Below are 15893 nucleotides of genomic sequence, written 5' to 3' on the forward strand. Positions count from 1 at the left end.
GGCCGACTGGTACGTGCCACCGGTTCAGGCCTTGGGGATGTCGCGGTCCCTGTTGGAGATCAAGCCCGGTACCGAGTCGGAGCTCGTCGTCGCGCCCGTCGCCGATCCAGTCGTGGAGCGGGTCGACGCGCCCGGTGCGTTGTCGGCAGCGTTGCCGTCAGCGTCGTCGGACTTGTCGTCACGCAGCTCCTTGACCTCCTTCTTGAAGATCTTCATCGACTGGCCCACGCTCTTGGCCAGCCCCGGCAGTCGGCTGGACCCGAAGAGCAGCAGGACGACGACGAGCAGGACGATCCAGTGCCACGGCTGCAGTGTGCCCATGGTGACTCCTTTTACGATGCGGTGCTGTTACGCGAGGTAGCGGATATGACCGATCCTACGCGGACGCGGGGGGCAAAAAGGTAGCCCCCTGATGGACGGGCTCTGTCAGTCGCTGGTCAGTCGCTTGTCAGTCGTTGAAGTGCTTCCACTTCTGCCACGTGGCCACGTTCCGCGCCCGGCGCGCGTCCCTGCGCCCCGCACGGGCCGCGCGCTGCGCGTTGACGCGCTCGTAGTGGATGGTCACGTCGTCGAACAGGCTCGGCCCGGCGTGCTGCGTCGCCGCCTCGCGCGCCTGGTCGGAGAGCTCCTGCAGCCGCTCGCTCGACTCGGCGAACCGGCGGGAGCTCTCGCCCAGCTCCTGCAGCAGCCCCTTCGCGGAGCGCCACAGAGAACGGGCCAGAAAGAACGCGCCGACGAGGCTGCCCACGATCAGCAGGGTCCACACCCAGAACCACATGGTCACCAAGCCTAGTCCGGATCGCCGGATGTGGCTGCGGCCGGGCTACCACCAGTGCTGACACCAGTGCTGACACCGTATGCCGCCAGCGCATCCTTGGCGGCGCCCGCCACGTCGTCGGCCAGGGCCCGGGGCAGGACCGACCGCACGTACGGTGCGAGCTGGATCAGCGTGCTGCGCAACCAGCCCGGGTTGGTGACCCGCAGCGTGACCTCGAAGTCGCCGTCGGGCAGGTTGCGCACCGACTCGACCGGCACCTCCTCGGCGAACCACCGCGCCCGCGGCGCGAACCGGATGGTCGCCAGCGGCGAGGAACCACCCGCGAACAGCGCCGCGAAGTCGATCTCCGCCGACGGCTCCCCCACCCCCGGGTGCGCCTGCACCGGGATGTCCGTCTCGGTCGCCTCCAGGATGCGGTCCACCCGAAACGTACGCGGCGCATCGGCCCGGTAGCACCACGCGGCGAGGTAGGCGAACTCGTCCTGCGTGTGCAGCCGCACCGGGTCCACCTCCCGCTCGCTGACGACGTCCGACGACGTCACGTACCGGATCCGCAACCGGTGCCGCGCCGTGAGCGCCGACGAGATCGCCGCTACGACCTGCCGGTCCCCACCTGGTGCGAGCCGCACGTCGACGGCGCTCGCGGCCTCGCCCGTGGCGTCGGTGAGCTTGCGCAGGGCGGACTCGACGACGGCGGAGCGGGCGCCGTCGGCCTGGACGGCGCTGGTGGCCTTCATGGCGCGCAGGGCCGCGACCAGGGCGATCGCCTCGCGGGTGCCGAGGCGTAGGGGCCGGGTCATGCCGCGGGCCTCGGTCAGGTGCACAACGCCGCGGTCGATGGATGCGGCGTCGAAGTCGATGAGGTCGTCGGGCCAGTATCCGGGGGTGCCGGAGACCCACAGGGCGTCGACGTCCTTCTGGATCTGCGCGGGGGTGGTGCCGAACCGCTTGGCGAGGTCCTCCACCGGGACGGGCCCGGCGCCGTCGAGGTAGGCGACGATGCCGAGCAGGCGCAGCAGCCGGTCGTCGGCCCGCTCAGCCACGGTGGATCTCCGAGCCGAGCGCCGCGGCGGCGGTGAGCCGGCGCACGGTCTCCTCGCGGACCGGTTCTGGTTCCAGGACGACGACGGCCGCCCCGTACCCGGCGGCCTCGGACGCCATGCCGGACCGGGACCGGTAGGGCACCTGCAGGATGTCCCAGCCCGCGGGGTCGGTTCCCGCCTCGGTGAGGTGCTCGATGTAGGTGCCGCGCTCGCCGTCGGGCACTGCCTTGGCGCGGGCGCGCAGCGCTCCGGCGCGTTCGGGGCGCACCGCGAGCACCGCTTGCTTGACCTCGCCGTGCGGTCCCTTGCCGAGCATGGCGTCGGTCTCGAAGTCGGGGATCTGATAAGCGTCGGTAGGGCCGGTGATCCGCACACGGGACTCGATGCGCGACATGCGGAACACGCGCGGTGCCTGCCGGTCGCGGTCGAAGCACATGAGGTACCAGCCGCCGTCACGGGCCGCGATGCGCCAGGGCTCGACGTGCCGGGTCAGGACCGCCCCGTTGTACGCGGCGCGGTAGCTGAACGTGACCACGCGGCGCGCTTCGATCGCCTCCATCAGGGGCCCGTAGGCGTCACCCACGGCGCGGACGGACGGCGCGAGGCCGGCCAGCGCGTCCGCCGAGGGGTCCCCCGCACCCGCGGCGCGCAGCTTCACCATGGCCCGGTTGATATCGGTCTGCAGCGTCTTGTCCTGCCAGAACTGGGCCGCCAGGGACAGCACACCGAGCTCCGCGGGAGTGAGGTCGATCGACGGCAGGGCGTAAGCGTCCTGGTCGATCCGGTACCCGAGCTCGTCGGTGTGCCCACCGGAGCCGACCGTCACCACAGGGATGCCGAGAGCGCGCAGCATGTCCTTGTCCCGCTCGAACATCCGCTCGAACGCCTCGGCGCTGGGCGCGTCGGCATACCCGGCCACGGCCGTACGCACCTGCTGCTTGGTCATGGCCGCGTTCGTGTTCACCAGCGCGATGACAAGGTTCAGCAGCCGCTCGGCCGGGTTCAGGCCGGGGAGCGGGCTGGTCGGCTGGACGGACAGCGGGGCGGGCAGGTCGATGGGCATCAGGGCAACGCTATCGTTGGGTAGCCTCCATCGTGTGATGACGTGGCGGATCGGGACCGTGATTTCCACAGGCAGGTCGTGGCGGGGTGCCCGCGAGCTCGAGGTGACGCTCAACCAGCCCCTGCCAGGGCGTACCGCCGACATCGGGGTCAGCGGTGGGATCGGTTCCGTGACCGTCCGTGCCCTGGCGTACACCGACCTCGTAGGCGAGCCCGCCCCGGGTGACGCCCTGCTGCTCAACGTCTCCGCGCTCGCCCGCGGGCTCGGCACCGGCGGGTACGCGCTCGTCGTCGGGCCCGCATCCGGAGCGACCGACCTGCCCCCGGACCCTGCCCAGGGTCCCGGCCACCTCGTCAAGGCCCGGTACACCCCCCTGCAGACGATGGTGCTGGGCGTCGACGAGCAGGAGTCCCCGCACCACGCGACCCTGGCCGACGCCGACAGCCTCGACGGTATGCCCGTCGTCGTCGCGGACCTGCACTCCGCGCTGCCCGCGGTCGTCGCGGGGCTGCGGCACGCCGCTGGTCGCGCCGCCACGGGCCCGGACAGCCTGAAGGTCGCCTACATCATGACCGACGGCGGTGCGCTGCCCGCCGCGTTCTCCCGCACCATCGCCGCCCTGCGCGACGCCGACTGGCTCACCACCTGCGTCACCGTCGGCCAGGCCTACGGCGGCGACCTGGAAGCCGTCACCGTGCACACCGGCCTCCTGGCCGCCCGGCACGTCACCGGATGCGACGTCGCGATCGTCGCCCAGGGACCCGGCAACCTCGGCACCGGCACCCGCTGGGGCTACTCCGGTGTCGCCGCCGGTGAGGCGATCAACGCCGCCGCCACCCTCGGCGGCCGCCCGGTCGCCTCCCTGCGCCTGTCCGGCGCGGACCCCCGCGACCGGCACCTCGGCGTCTCCCACCACTCACTGACCGCGTACGGCCGGGTCGCCCTCGCACCCGCCGACATCCCCGTCCCGGTCCCCACCGCCGACGTCGAGACCCTGCCCAACTGGGGCGCACCACTCACCCGACGCGTCCGCGAACAGGCCCTGACGCTCACCAACCCCGGCCGGCACACCCTCGTCGACATCCCCGCCGACGCCACCCTCGTCGAGACCCTGCGCACCTCCCCCGCCGGGCTACGCACCATGGGCCGCAACCTCGACGGCGACCCCGCATCCTTCGTCGCAGCCGCCGTCGCCGGAATCCACGCCCACCACCTCACCCAGAGCAGCTCCGACACCGCGCAGCCCGCATGAAGGCGACCACCCGCCTGACCCTCGTCTGCCTGCTCATCACGCTCGTCGTTCTCGGCGCCGCCACCGCCACCCCCTGGCGCCTCAACCCACCCGAGCTGACCACCCCCGAGCTCACCATGCCCACCCCCGAGACCCAGCCCAGCCCCTCCGGCAGCCCCAGCCAAGCCGCCACCCAAGAAAACCCACCCCCACCAGACCTCAGCTGGCTCGTCCCCATCATCACCGCGATCATCACAATCCTCGCCACCGCCCTGATCATCCTCGTCATCCGCGAGCTCCTCGCAGCACGCAGCCGCCGCATGGCAGCCCGCCACGACAACCTCACCGGCGGCACCGCAGCAGGCGCCGACGACGAAGCCGTCAACCTGCCCGAGCTCCAGGACGCCGTCACCCGCGCCCTCGCCCACCTCGACGGACACGCCCGCCCCCGCGACGCCGTCGTCGCCGCCTGGGTAGCCCTCGAAGAAGCCGCCGCCCGCGCCGGCACCCACCGCAACCCCGCCCAGACCCCCACCGAATTCGCCGGCACCGTCCTGGCCGCCACCCCCGCACCACCCACCGCCGTAACCCACCTACGCACCCTCTACCAGCGCGCCCGCTTCACCGACCGCCCCATCGACGCACCAGCCGTCAACCAGGCCCGCGAGGCGCTCGCGGACATCGCGCGCAGCCTGGACGTCAAGGCCCCAGTCAGGGCTCCAGTCAGGGCTCCAGTCAAGGCCGCAGTCGAGGGCAACCAAGTCGAGGGCACCCCATGAGGTCCTGGAACTGGCGGCGCGTCGTCATCGTCACCGTCCTGGTCGGTCTCACCGCCGGAGGGCTCGTGCTCTGGAACGTCATCGACCCGGGGCACGCCACAGCCGCTGTCGCCCTGGCCTGCGCGCTGGCCGTCGTCTGGTCCGCGACCGACGACGAGACCGCCGACCCCGAGTGGACCCACCTCGACGTCACAGCCCGTGCGGGCGGGCGACACGACGTGTCCGACCTCGGCTGGTCCGTGTTCGGCCGCGACGGCCGGGTCACCGACCGGGTGGTGCTCCGGATCCGGGCGCTCGCCGCCACCCGGCTGCGCGCGCACGGGGTGGACCCCGCCGACCCGGCCGCCCGCCCCGAGATCGAACGCCTGCTCGGCGTCCGTGTGCTGCGCCAGCTCTCGTCCACGCTGCCGCCCACGGCACGCACCGTGCAGACCTGGCTCGACGCGATCGAACGCCTCGACACGGCGCCCACCACAGCACACACCGCAGCACACACCGCCGCGCCCCCGACCGCGCCCCCCACCGAGGAGAACCGTGCCTGACCTCAGCAGCGCCCGCCCGAGCACCACTCCCCGGACGCCGGCACCCCAGTCCGCCGGCACCCCAGCCGCGCCCCAGCCGCACCCCCTCGCCGTCCGCGACGTCGCAGCGCTCGGCGAGCAGGTCCTCACCGAGGTCGGCACCGCCGTCGTCGGCATGCACGACGCCCTCCGGACCGCCCTGGCGACCATCCTCGCGGGCGGGCACGTGCTCTTCGAGGACGTCCCCGGCCTCGGCAAGACCCTCGCCGCCCGCTCCCTGGCCACCGCCCTCGGCCTCGACTTCGCCCGCCTGCAGTGCACCCCCGACCTGCTCCCCGCCGACATCACCGGATCCTCCGTGTTCGACCCCGCGACCCGCACCTTCGAGTTCCGGCCCGGACCCGTCTTCACCGGCCTCTTCCTCGCCGACGAGATCAACCGCACCGCCCCCAAGACCCAGTCCGCACTCCTGGAAGCCATGGCCGAACGACAGGTCTCCATCGAGGGCACCAGCCGCCCCCTGCCCAACCCCTTCCACGTCCTGGCCACGTCCAACCCCGTCGAGTACGAAGGCACCTACCCCCTGCCCGAGGCCCAGCTCGACCGCTTCATGGTCCGCCTCGCCGTCGGCTACCCCGACCAGGCCCAAGAAGCCGAAGTGCTGAGCCGCCGGCTCGCCCGCAGGCACGAGGCCGCGACCGTCCGCCAGGTCGTCGACCCCGCCACCGTCCGCGCCATGCAAGCCGGCACCGAAGCCGTCGCTGTCGACCCCGACGTCGTCCGCTACTGCGTCGACCTCACCGCCGCCACCCGCGGCCACCGCGCCCTCGAGGTCGGCGCCTCCCCCCGCGGCTCCCAGAACCTCGTGCTCTTGGCCCGCGCCATCGCCGTCCTCGACGGACGCGACTACGTACTGCCCGAGGACGTCAAGCGCATCGCCGTACCCGTCCTCGCCCACCGCATCACCCTGACCCCCACCGCCTGGGCCTCCGCCACCCGCCCCGAGACCATCGTCGCCGACCTCCTGCACACCGTGCCCACCCCCACCACGGTCCGCACCCGATGACCATCGGCGGCATCATCGTCGCCCGCGGACGAACCTCCCAGGGCAAACCAGCCGACAACCACCGCGGCTGGCGCCTCACCTCCGCACACACCAGCGCCGTCGTCGTCGGCATCCTCCTGCTCACCCTCAGCGTCCTAGCCGGACGCGCCGACATCGCCCTCATCGGCATCCCCGGCCTCCTCGCCGCAACCTGGGCCCACACCACCCGACCCACCGCACCCCCACGCGGAAACCTCCACGAACCAGACGGCCCCACCACCGCCGGCGAGCTCACCGCCGCCCTCCACCTCACCGCGCCCCACACCACCGCCGACGTCTTCCACCTCCGCATCAACGCCACCGGCCACCGCAGCACCCACCTCGCGCTCGCGGCGCGCCCGGGCGCCGACGCTGACACCGACGAGCGCCGGATCGCACTGCGCCTGTCGTCGGTGCGCACCGGGCCCCAGGAGACGTTCGCCATCGACCTGCGTGGCACCCGGCACGCCGTCTGGGAGCGCGAAGCCGACGAGATCCGCGGCGCCCGCCGCCTCGTCCTGCCAGGAGCCGCCCCGCTCGGCCGCCTGCCCCTGCCGCGGCGTCTGCGCGGCCTGAACGGCCCGCACTCCTCGCGCCGCCTGGGCGACGGCGCCGAGCTGCGCGACATCCACCAGTTCGCGCCGGGCGACCGGCTGCGCCGGATCGACTGGCGCACGACGGCGCGCCGCTCCCCCGAGCTCGACACCCTCTACGTGCGCCGCACCTACGCCACCGCCGAGGCGACGGCCGTGCTCGTCGTCGACTCCCGGGACGAGGTCGGACCCGACATCCGGACCTGGCGCGGCTACGGCACCATCCGCGTCGACGAGCCGACGTCGCTCGACCTGGCCCGGCACGCCGCCGCCTCGGTGGCCCAGGCGCTCGTCGACGCCGGCGACCGGGTCGGCCTGGAGGACCTCGCCCGCCGACGTCGCCCCCTGCCGCCCGCGGCCGGACGACGGCACCTGCGCCGCGTTGTGCACGGCCTCGCCCTGGCCCACCCCAAGGAGCGCGCCTCCGTGCACCGGGTGCGCCCGCCCCAGGTCCCGGCCGACGCCGTCGTCTACCTGTTCACCACGGTGCTCGACGACGAGCCGCTGCACCTCGTCCGCACCTGGCGCACCAAGGGCCACCCCGTAGTGGTGATCGACACCCTGCCCGACCTGCACCCCGTCATCGAGAACCACCTGTGGATCGCGTGGCGCATCGCCCGGCTCGAACGCGAGGTCCGGCTCGCCGCGCTCGCCGACGAGGGGGTGCCCGTGGTGCGGTGGGCCGGCTCCGAACGAGACCGGGCCGCCGTCCGGTTCGAGGCCCTGGCCCGTGCGGCCCAGCGGCACGTCCGATGATCCCCTACACCGTGGCCGAGTGGATCCGCCGGTTCCAGCTCCGCCTGTCCGATCCCGCCGCCCGGCCCCTGCCCGAGGTGACCGTCGAGGCCGGCCCCACCCTGCGGGGCTGGGTGCTGCGCGCCGCCCTCCTCGTCCTCGCGCCGCTGCTGGTCCTCACCGCGGCCGCCCGCACGCCAGGGCTCCCGGCCGGCGTCGTCTGGATCGTCATCATCCTGAGCACCGGGCTGCTCGTGGCCCGCCCCACCCCCGCGACGGCGGGCGGCGTCACCGTGGTCTCCGCCGTGCTCCTGTGGGGCTTCACCAGCGAACCGTTCGACCAGTGGTCCCTCGTCGTCGCCCTCCTGGCCTACCTCGTCGCCCGTGTCACGTGGTGGGCGGCGCACGTCCCGGTCGGCGGGCGCGTCGAGATCGCCGCGCTCCTGGTCGGCTGGCACCGCGACGCCGTCGTCCTGGGCGGCACCGGGCTCCTCGGCGCGCTCGCGCTGCTCGTCTCCGGGGTGACCGTCCCGGGCGCAGTCCTGCTCGCCGCGCTCGCCGTTCTGGGGATCGCGCTCGTCGCGCTGGCGACTGGTGGCCACCCGCGTGACGATGGAGGGACCTGACTCACCCCGATTCACGCGGCCGATACGACGGCCGGAAGAGGAGGACCCTGTCATGTCCCCGAAGCTGCCCCGCTACACCGTCCCGTCCCTCACGCCCGAGCAGGGGGCGCAGGTCGCCGAGATCCTGCAGCAACGACTGCACGCGCTGAACGACCTGCATCTCACGCTCAAGCACGTGCACTGGAACGTGGTGGGACCGCACTTCATCGGCGTCCACGAGATGATCGACCCGCAGGTCGAGGCCGTGCGCGCCATGGTCGACGAGATCGCCGAGCGCATCGCGACGCTGGGCAGTGTCCCCATCGGCACGCCCGGCGCCCTGGTCGCTGCCCGCACCTGGGAGGACTACAAGCTGGGTCGCGCCACGACGACCGAGCACCTGGCTGCGCTCGACGGTGTCTGCGACTCGGTGATCACCTTCCACCGCAAGGCCGCCACCGACACCGCCGAGCTCGACGACGTCACGGACGACCTGCTCATCGGGCACCTGCACGACCTTGAGCAGTTCCAGTGGTTCGTGCGTGCCCACCTGGAGTCGACGTCGGGGGCCATCCCCGAGTCCTAAGGCCCGACACGTTACTGTGCCGTGGTGACCGAGCCCTTCATCCGCCCGTATCGCCCCGCCGACCGGGACGACGTCGCCGACATCTGCGTCCGCACCGCCGCCGCCGGGGGCGATGCGCGCGGGTTCTACTCGTCGGACCTGCTGATGCCCGACGTCTACGCGCTGCCCTACGTGGACCACTCCCCGGACCTGGCCTGGGTTGTCGAGTACGAGGGCCGTGCCACCGGGTACATCCTCGGCGTCGCCGACACCCGGTCCTTCGCCGACTGGTGGGCACGCGAGTGGACGCCGGGCTTTGTCGCCCGCCATCCAGCGCCCGGCCCGGTCACCAGTCATCGCCCGGGCTACACCGAGGCCCAGCTGCTGCACGACGGCGCAGACCCCGAGCGTCTGTACCGCGGCCTGCGCAACGGGGAGCTCACCACCCACCCCGCCCACCTGCACATCGACCTGCTGCCGGTGCTCCAGCGCCGCGGCCTGGGCTCCCGCCTCATCGACACGCTGCGCACTGCCCTCGCGGAGCGCGACGTGCCGGGAGTCCACCTCGGGTACGCGGCCGAGAACACCGCCGCCCGAAAGTTCTACGACCGGTACGGGTTCACGGAGCTGCCGTCGTCGACCCTCCAGGCCCCGCTGCTGGGCATCGCTACCGCCTGACCGCTCACCGCTCCACCTGGGCTGCCTCCACCCACGCCCGGCGGACCTGCTCGAAGCGGGTGGGCAGCGGCGGGCGCAGCGCGCCGTAGCGGGCGTTCGTCCGGTGCACGAACCTCCGCCACGAGAGCACGAGCCCTTGGCGGCTGATCGGCAGGCCGGACGCGACCGTGGTTCCGTTGTCGTGCGTGTGGTGCACCGTGAGCAGCAGCGCCCGCGGCACCGAGCCCTCCAGCTCGGCCGCGAGCTCCTCACGCACCACCATCCAGTGCTTCAGCAGCACGACCAGGTCGGCCGGCAGCAGGTGCCGCCGCGGTGTGCGGTGCTTACCGTGCCGCACCAGCACGCTCCCCTCAGACGCCTTGGCCCGCGCCGGCCCGAGGTCGATGTCCTCGACACGCACGCGCAGCAGGTCGCCGTACCGGGCGCCGGTCGCCCGCACCATCCCCGTGATCACCGCCAGCCGTGCCGCCTCCGGCTTGGCGCCCGGCCGCATGGCCTCGGTCGACAGCTCGCGCCACACCCACTCGGCCTCCTCGAGGGTCACCGGCGGCCGCGGGTAGCGGGCGAGCTCCCCACTCTGTGCTGGTGGTGACGTGGTATCGGTACTGGTCATGGGTCCTAATGTACGCTTGGCACACTATTAATCAAGGGGAAGACGCCGAACGAGAGGCCGAACGAGAGAGGGAGGCGCCTGGCGTCGGCACCTCCGGACAACCCGTAGCCTCGTCCCGTGGACCACCCCAGCAGCAGCCGAGCCAGCGGGAGCCTTCCTGGCACCCTGGCCCGGCCGGTCGACCATGAGGTGGTCATCAAGAAGTCCCGGTTCCTGGCCCACCTCTCCCCCGCCGGCAGCGTCGCGGAGGCTGACGCCGTCATCGCCCGCCTCCGCAAGGAGCTGTGGGACGCGCGCCACCACTGCGTCGCGATGGTGCTGGGCGTGCACGCCCAGCAGGCGCGCTCCTCCGACGACGGCGAGCCCAGCGGCACCGCCGGTGTCCCGATGCTGGAGGTGCTCAGGCACCGGCAGGTCACGGATCTGGTCGCCGTGGTCACCCGGTACTTCGGGGGCGTAAAGCTCGGGCCGGCGGGCTCGTCCGGGCCTACTCGGGCGCCGTCACCGCTGCCCTCGACGTCGCTGCCGCATCCGGGGCGCTGCTGCGCCGCGAGCTGCTCTACGAGGTCGAGGTGCCAGTCCCCCACGCCGACGCCGGCCGCATCGACAACGTGCTGCGCGACTGGGCATCGTCACACGGGTCCGTCATGGAGCCGCCCGCCTACGCCGACGTCGCGCACCTGCGGCTGCTGGTCCCGCAGGACCAGCTCGAAGCCCTGTCCGCCGACGTCGCTGCCGCCTCCTCGGGTACCCTCTCCCCCGCCGTCGGCAACGCCCGCGTGGTCGACGTGCCCGTACCGGGGCAACCGGCGCGTCGGCCTTGACTGGCCCAGCGCACGGGTGAAGTCTCTGGGGCACCCCGCTCTGAGGTACCCCGCAGAGGAGAGTCCATGCAACGTCGCATCCGCTCGTCCGCCGTCGTCCTCGCACTGGCCACCACCACCGCCCTCCTCGCCGCCTGCGGCGGCAGCTCCGAGCCGGAGGAGGCCTCGACCGTCACCTTCTGGACGCCGCAGGCCACGCCCGAGCGGGTAGCCGCGCAGGAAGCGGTCGCCGCCCGGTTCACCGAGGAGACCGGCATCGAGGTCGAGGTGGTCCCGCTCGCGGCCGCCGACCAGGACCAGGCGCTGGTCACCGGCGCGGCATCGGGCGAGGTGCCCGACGTGATCCTGGCCGGAGCCTCGCAGGTCACGTCGTGGCAGGCGCAGGGCCTGCTGGACACCGACGTCGTCCAGGAAGTCATTGACACGCTGGACCCGGCCACGTTCAACCAGAACGCGCTCGGCGCGGTCACGGTGCAGGACGGCGGGGCCAGCACGGTCGCAGCGGTCCCGAGCGACGGCTGGGTACACCTCATCGCCTACCGCACCGACCTGCTCGAGGACGCGGGGATCGAGGTGCCCACCACGGTCGCCGAGCTTGCCGAGGCCGCCACGACCATCGAGCAGGAGCTGGACGTCACGGGCCTCGCCCTGGGCACCCAGTCCGGGACCGCCTCGGCCACGGAGGGCATCGAGTCGATCTTCCAGTCGGCGGGCTGCCAGCTCGTGACCGACGGCGCGGTCACCATCGACGCGCCCGAGTGCGCCGAGGCCGCAGGGTACTTCCGGGAGCTGCGCGACTCGTCGGTCGCCGGCGACTACGACGTCGAGTCCGCGCGCGCCGCCTACCTGGCGGGTGACGCCGCGATGCTGCTCTTCTCGACCCACATCCTGGACGAGCTGGCGAACCTGGACGAGGCGGTGCCGCCGTCGTGCCAGGAGTGCGCCGACGACCCGGCGTTCCTTGCGGAGAGCTCGGGCTTCATCACTGTGCTGGACCCTGGGCCGGGCTCGGGCTCCGCGGCGAGCCCAGCCCAGTTCGGCGCCACCCTCGCCTACGCGGTCCCAGCGCGCGCCAACAGCGACCAGGCACGCCAGTACATCGAGTACGTCCTGGGCGAGGGTTACGCCGACACGCTCGCCGTCGCCACGGAGGGCCGCCTCCCCCTGCGTACCGGGACCCCCGAGAACCCGACCGAGTACCTCGACGCCTGGGGCACCCTGGGCTTCGGGCCGAACGTCGAGTCCTCGGTCGCCGAGGTGTACGGCGACGACCTGGTCGCCGCCATGGGCGAGGGCATGGCCGCTGTCTCCCGCTGGGGCCAGGGCACACCCGACGCGACGCTCGCCGGCCTCGTGGCCACCCAGGGCACGCTCGCGCAGCAGCTCGACCCGCTCTACGCGGGCACCGACCCCGCCGAGGTGACGCGGCAGATGGCCGCCGAGGTGACGGCGCTGCAGCAGGACCAGTGACGGCCCGCTCGACGACGGCCAGCCCGACGCCCGCGCGCCCGCCAGCGGTTCGCCCGACGACGCAGGCCCAGCGGGCAAACCGTTCGGGGTGGCTGCTCGTCTCCCCGTCGCTGGCGGTGGTGGGCCTGGTCGTCCTGCTGCCGTTCGCACTGGTGGTCGTGTTCGGGTTCTCCGACATCCGCCTGGTCGACATCCCGTACCTCGGGACGGAGCCCATCGAGTGGACCCTGGACAACTTCCGGGGGGCGATGGCGTCGCGGGCGTTCTGGGGCGCCCTGTGGACCACCGTCCTGTACGCGGGGCTGACCGCCGTCGGATCCCTGGCCGTTGGCCTTGTGCTCGCGCTGGCGCTGCGGCGGCCGTTCCCCGGACGTGGACTGGTGCGGGCCCTGCTGCTGGTGCCGTACGTGCTGCCGGTGGTCGCGGCCGCGACCATCTGGAAGACGATGCTCAACCCGCAGTACGGCGTGGTGAACGCGTTCGGCCGCGCCTATCTGGGGTGGGACACGCCGGTGGGCTTCCTCAGCACCACCACCGCCGACGTCTGGGGCATCCCCGTGCCGGTAGCGCTGCTCGTTGTGGTGCTGTTCGACATCTGGAAGTCGGCGCCGCTCGCGTTCCTGTTCCTCACCGCCCGGCTCCAGTCCGTGCCCGGCGAGATCGAGGAGGCCGCAGCGCTCGACGGCGCGAACCGCCGGCAGGCCCTCCGGTTCATCCTGCTGCCGCAGCTGCGGGCCGTGGCGCTGCTGCTCCTGCTGCTGCGGTTCATCTGGTCGTTCCAGAGCTTCGACGACGTCTACCTGCTCACCGAGGGCGCCGGGAGCACCCAGGTCATGGCGATCCAGGTGTACACGGAGCTCGTCACCAAGGCCGATATCGGCAGCGCGGCCGCGTTCGGGCTGCTCATGAGCCTGATCCTGGGTGTGCTCCTGATCGGTTACGTGCTGCTCTCCCGACGGACGGACGAGTCATGAGCGGCGTCCGCCCCACCCGCGCGGCGCGCGCCGGCCGCGCGATCGTCGTCGCGATCGCGCTGCTGTGGTCGCTGGGCCCGGTTGCTTACGGGGCAGTGCTGTCGATGCGCCCGTACGCGGACGTGACGCGCGACCCGCTGGGCCTGCCGTCCGGGCTGGACCTGTCCGCGTTCGCCACGGCCATGCGGGACGAGGATGACGGCGGCTTCGGGCTCGGCCGGTTCGTGCTGAACTCCCTGGGTGTGGCCGTCGGGACGGTCGTGCTGAGCATCGTCGTCTGCATCCTCGGTGCGTACGCCGCCGCCCGGCTGCGGTACCGCGGCCGGGCGCTGACAAACGGCATCATCCTGGCCGTGTACCTGTTTCCCGGGATCGTGCTGGCGGTGCCGAAGTTCGTGATCCTGTCCCGGCTGGGCCTGACCAGCTCCCTGGTGGGGCTGCTGATCGTCTACGTCGCGGCCACCGTGCCGGTGGCGCTGTACATGATGCGCAACTTCTTCCTCGCACTGCCGCAGAGCGTCGAGGAGGCGGCCATCATGGACGGCTGCACGCTGGGCCAGCTCCTGGTCCGGGTGGTGCTGCCGATCGCGATCCCGGGCGTGGTCGCGACCGCGATCTACGTGTTCATGATCGCCTGGAACGAGTACTTCTACGCCCTGCTGTTCCTGGTGCAGCACCGCGACCTGTGGACCGCGCCGCTGGGTATCGCGCAGCTCGGCGACTTCCAGGTGCCGGTCACCGTGCTCCTGGCCGGGTCGATAGCGGTGACCGTGCCGGTGGTGATCGTCTTTTTCCTCGCCCAGCGGTACATCGTGTCGGGGCTGGTCCAGGGCGCGGAGAGGTAGAGCGCCGAACGACGAGGGTTCAGAAGCCTTCCGGGCCCACCGTCGCGCCGTCCGGCACGGTGCCGCCCTCCCCCGCGAGCTCCGCCTTGCCCTCGGCCCGCACACCCGCACCGAAGGTCCAGTCGCCGTGGACGGTCAGGGAGTCGGCGTCGCGCAACGACGGCGCGCCGGCGGCGAACCGCTCGGTGAAGCCGTCGATGAGCTTGTAGAACTGCTTGTCCAGGTCCACGAGCGGGGCAGGGGCTTGCGCCTCGAGCAGGTAGTCGGGCGTCAGGGCATAGACGTCCGAGCGCAGCACCAGCAGGTCGTTCGTCGTCTTGACCGGCAGGAACCGGGACCGCTCCACCTCGATCGCCGTCGCACCCTCGAAGACCGCAACCGCGGCACCCATGGCGGACTCGATCTGGACCACCTTCGGCGACGACGAGTCGGCCGGATCCACGGTCTTGTCGTTGCGGATCAGGGGCAGCTCGAGCACACCCGAGGTCCGCTCCAGCTCGGCGGCCAGCGCCTCCAGGTCGAACCACAGGTTGTTGGTGTGGAAGAACGGGTGGCGGGTGGGGTCCAGCGACGCGGCGACGTCGTCCGGGTGGGTCTGCGCGGTCTCGCGCTGGACGATGCGGCCGTCGGCCTTGCGGATGACAAGCTGGCCGCCCTTGACGTCGGCCGGCGTCTTGCGGCAGAGCTCGGCGGCGTAGGGGGCGCCGGAGGCCGCGAACCAGCCGGCGATGGTTGCGTCCGGAGTGGCACCGAGGTTGTCGGAGTTGGACACGCACATGTACTTGAAGCCTGCCTCCAGCAGCGCGACCACGACGCCGGAGGCGTGCAGCGCCGGGTAGAGGTCACCGTGTCCCGGCGGGCACCACTCGAGGTCGGGGTCGCGCTCCCAGACCACGGGCGTGAGGTCGTTGCTAAGGAGCTTCGGCTCCCGGTTCTGCAGGAAGTCGACGGGCAGGCCGTCGACCGCGACGTCGGGGTACGGCTCAAGGGCGGCGAGCGTGTCCTCGCGGGTGCGGAACGAGTTCATGAACAGCAGCGGGAGACGGGCGCCGGTGGCCTCCCGGGCGGCGCGGACCTGGCCCACGATGATGTCGAGGAACGAGAGGATCTCGCCGTCGCCACCCGGCGCCTCGCGCACTGGGAGCAGCGACTTGGCCTGGTCCATGCCCATCGACGTGCCGAGCCCGCCGTTGAGCTTGAGCATCGCGGTCTGCGCGAGTGCGGCGGCCGCGTCCTCGTCGCTGATGGTCAGCTCGGCGCGGCTCGGGATGTCGACGAGCGGGTCGATGTCGCTCTCACGGATCAGGCCGGTCTCGCCCGACTCCAGCAGGTGGTAGAACCGCGTGAACGTCTCGATGGCGGCGGGTGCCACGCCTGCTTCGGTCATCTTGGTGCGGGCCTGCTCGAGCCCGGTGGGGTCCGTCATGGGCACAGGCTATTCGAAGCCGCTGACACTCCGTACGCCGGCGACGACGCCAGCTGCGACACCAGC

The 15893-nt window shown here is 72.4% G+C and carries 18 protein-coding genes and 1 pseudogene; 13 read left to right on the forward strand and 6 right to left on the reverse strand.

All coding sequences use genetic code 11. The annotated features are described in order from the left end of the window. Nucleotides 1-24: 24 nt before the first annotated feature. The 4 genes from tatA to AB1046_RS04550 form a co-directional block, all read right to left on the reverse strand. A complete protein-coding gene (tatA, locus tag AB1046_RS04535; RefSeq protein ID WP_369372772.1) occupies nt 25-321 on the reverse strand; it encodes a Sec-independent protein translocase subunit TatA in 297 nt (98 codons plus the stop codon). 127 nt (nt 322-448) lie between these two features. Beyond that, entirely contained in the window at nt 449-778 is a 330-nt protein-coding gene (locus AB1046_RS04540) for a hypothetical protein (protein ID WP_369372774.1), read from the reverse strand. Nucleotides 779-789: 11 nt separating this feature from the next. Then, nucleotides 790-1821, reverse strand: coding sequence for a helix-turn-helix transcriptional regulator (locus AB1046_RS04545; RefSeq protein WP_369372776.1), 1032 nt, complete (start codon nt 1819-1821; stop codon nt 790-792). Then, nucleotides 1814-2884 (reverse strand): helix-turn-helix transcriptional regulator, encoded by a 1071-nt coding sequence (locus AB1046_RS04550; protein ID WP_369372778.1) that lies wholly within the window; start codon nt 2882-2884, stop codon nt 1814-1816. Before AB1046_RS04550 ends, AB1046_RS04545 begins: the two co-directional genes overlap by 8 nt. A gap of 34 nt (nt 2885-2918) precedes the next feature. Between AB1046_RS04550 and AB1046_RS04555 the strand changes: the two genes are divergently transcribed. From AB1046_RS04555 to AB1046_RS04590, 8 genes are read left to right on the forward strand one after another with little or no spacing between them, the layout of a single operon-like run. Further along, nucleotides 2919-4136, forward strand: coding sequence for a DUF3866 family protein (locus AB1046_RS04555; protein ID WP_369372780.1), 1218 nt, complete (start codon nt 2919-2921; stop codon nt 4134-4136). Continuing rightward, on the forward strand, nt 4133-4894 hold the full coding sequence (locus AB1046_RS04560; RefSeq protein ID WP_369372782.1) for a DUF4129 domain-containing protein: 762 nt from the start codon (nt 4133-4135) through the stop codon (nt 4892-4894). The genes AB1046_RS04555 and AB1046_RS04560 overlap by 4 nt, the downstream gene beginning before the upstream one ends. After that, the gene (locus AB1046_RS04565) at nt 4891-5436 is read left to right on the forward strand and encodes a hypothetical protein (protein WP_369372784.1); all 546 of its coding nucleotides are present in this window, start codon (nt 4891-4893) and stop codon (nt 5434-5436) included. Before AB1046_RS04560 ends, AB1046_RS04565 begins: the two co-directional genes overlap by 4 nt. Next, nucleotides 5429-6481 (forward strand): AAA family ATPase, encoded by a 1053-nt coding sequence (locus tag AB1046_RS04570; RefSeq protein ID WP_369372786.1) that lies wholly within the window; start codon nt 5429-5431, stop codon nt 6479-6481. Before AB1046_RS04565 ends, AB1046_RS04570 begins: the two co-directional genes overlap by 8 nt. Further along, nucleotides 6478-7848, forward strand: a complete 1371-nt coding sequence (locus AB1046_RS04575; RefSeq protein ID WP_369372788.1) for a DUF58 domain-containing protein — start codon at nt 6478-6480, stop codon at nt 7846-7848. Before AB1046_RS04570 ends, AB1046_RS04575 begins: the two co-directional genes overlap by 4 nt. Continuing rightward, nucleotides 7845-8453 (forward strand): hypothetical protein, encoded by a 609-nt coding sequence (locus tag AB1046_RS04580; protein WP_369372790.1) that lies wholly within the window; start codon nt 7845-7847, stop codon nt 8451-8453. Before AB1046_RS04575 ends, AB1046_RS04580 begins: the two co-directional genes overlap by 4 nt. A gap of 52 nt (nt 8454-8505) precedes the next feature. Next, nucleotides 8506-9018, forward strand: coding sequence for a Dps family protein (locus AB1046_RS04585; RefSeq protein WP_369372792.1), 513 nt, complete (start codon nt 8506-8508; stop codon nt 9016-9018). Nucleotides 9019-9042: 24 nt separating this feature from the next. Then, complete coding sequence (locus AB1046_RS04590) at nt 9043-9675, forward strand: GNAT family N-acetyltransferase (RefSeq protein WP_369372794.1); 633 nt, start codon at nt 9043-9045, stop codon at nt 9673-9675. A 4-nt stretch (nt 9676-9679) separates the two neighbouring features. On the opposite strand, the gene AB1046_RS04595 is transcribed toward AB1046_RS04590, so the two are convergent. Further along, nucleotides 9680-10288, reverse strand: coding sequence for a tyrosine-type recombinase/integrase (locus AB1046_RS04595; protein WP_369372796.1), 609 nt, complete (start codon nt 10286-10288; stop codon nt 9680-9682). Nucleotides 10289-10477: 189 nt separating this feature from the next. Here AB1046_RS04595 and AB1046_RS04600 point away from each other — a divergent pair. The 5 genes and pseudogenes from AB1046_RS04600 to AB1046_RS04620 form a co-directional block, all read left to right on the forward strand. Next, nucleotides 10478-10705: pseudogene (locus AB1046_RS04600) on the forward strand (YigZ family protein); the annotation flags it as partial. 155 nt (nt 10706-10860) lie between these two features. After that, a complete protein-coding gene (locus tag AB1046_RS04605; RefSeq protein WP_369375849.1) occupies nt 10861-11112 on the forward strand; it encodes a DUF1949 domain-containing protein in 252 nt (83 codons plus the stop codon). A 66-nt stretch (nt 11113-11178) separates the two neighbouring features. Then, nucleotides 11179-12582: an ABC transporter substrate-binding protein gene (locus AB1046_RS04610; RefSeq protein WP_369372798.1), complete on the forward strand. Its 1404-nt coding sequence runs from the start codon at nt 11179-11181 to the stop codon at nt 12580-12582. Beyond that, nucleotides 12579-13556, forward strand: a complete 978-nt coding sequence (locus AB1046_RS04615; RefSeq protein ID WP_369372800.1) for a carbohydrate ABC transporter permease — start codon at nt 12579-12581, stop codon at nt 13554-13556. The genes AB1046_RS04610 and AB1046_RS04615 overlap by 4 nt, the downstream gene beginning before the upstream one ends. Continuing rightward, complete coding sequence (locus AB1046_RS04620) at nt 13553-14401, forward strand: carbohydrate ABC transporter permease (RefSeq protein WP_369372802.1); 849 nt, start codon at nt 13553-13555, stop codon at nt 14399-14401. Before AB1046_RS04615 ends, AB1046_RS04620 begins: the two co-directional genes overlap by 4 nt. Nucleotides 14402-14420: 19 nt before the next feature. Here AB1046_RS04620 and AB1046_RS04625 read toward each other — a convergent pair whose 3' ends face one another. Continuing rightward, nucleotides 14421-15827, reverse strand: a complete 1407-nt coding sequence (locus AB1046_RS04625; protein ID WP_369372804.1) for a UTP--glucose-1-phosphate uridylyltransferase — start codon at nt 15825-15827, stop codon at nt 14421-14423. Nucleotides 15828-15893: the final 66 nt, after the last annotated feature.

The organism is Promicromonospora sp. Populi (genome assembly GCF_041081105.1).
Taxonomy (GTDB): Bacteria; Actinomycetota; Actinomycetes; order Actinomycetales; family Cellulomonadaceae; genus Promicromonospora.

Excerpts from the sequence above, each read along its gene's own strand:
- tatA (WP_369372772.1), bottom strand. The coding sequence starts at position 321 with ATGGGCACACTGCAGCCGTGGCACTGGATCGTCCTGCTCGTCGTCGTC.
- AB1046_RS04540 (WP_369372774.1), bottom strand. The coding sequence starts at position 778 with ATGTGGTTCTGGGTGTGGACCCTGCTGATCGTGGGCAGCCTCGTCGGC.
- AB1046_RS04550 (WP_369372778.1), bottom strand. The coding sequence starts at position 2,884 with ATGCCCATCGACCTGCCCGCCCCGCTGTCCGTCCAGCCGACCAGCCCG.
- AB1046_RS04560 (WP_369372782.1), top strand. The coding sequence starts at position 4,133 with ATGAAGGCGACCACCCGCCTGACCCTCGTCTGCCTGCTCATCACGCTC.
- AB1046_RS04565 (WP_369372784.1), top strand. The coding sequence starts at position 4,891 with ATGAGGTCCTGGAACTGGCGGCGCGTCGTCATCGTCACCGTCCTGGTC.
- AB1046_RS04575 (WP_369372788.1), top strand. The coding sequence starts at position 6,478 with ATGACCATCGGCGGCATCATCGTCGCCCGCGGACGAACCTCCCAGGGC.
- AB1046_RS04580 (WP_369372790.1), top strand. The coding sequence starts at position 7,845 with ATGATCCCCTACACCGTGGCCGAGTGGATCCGCCGGTTCCAGCTCCGC.
- AB1046_RS04585 (WP_369372792.1), top strand. The coding sequence starts at position 8,506 with ATGTCCCCGAAGCTGCCCCGCTACACCGTCCCGTCCCTCACGCCCGAG.
- AB1046_RS04595 (WP_369372796.1), bottom strand. The coding sequence starts at position 10,288 with ATGACCAGTACCGATACCACGTCACCACCAGCACAGAGTGGGGAGCTC.
- AB1046_RS04610 (WP_369372798.1), top strand. The coding sequence starts at position 11,179 with ATGCAACGTCGCATCCGCTCGTCCGCCGTCGTCCTCGCACTGGCCACC.
- AB1046_RS04620 (WP_369372802.1), top strand. The coding sequence starts at position 13,553 with ATGAGCGGCGTCCGCCCCACCCGCGCGGCGCGCGCCGGCCGCGCGATC.
- AB1046_RS04625 (WP_369372804.1), bottom strand. The coding sequence starts at position 15,827 with ATGACGGACCCCACCGGGCTCGAGCAGGCCCGCACCAAGATGACCGAA.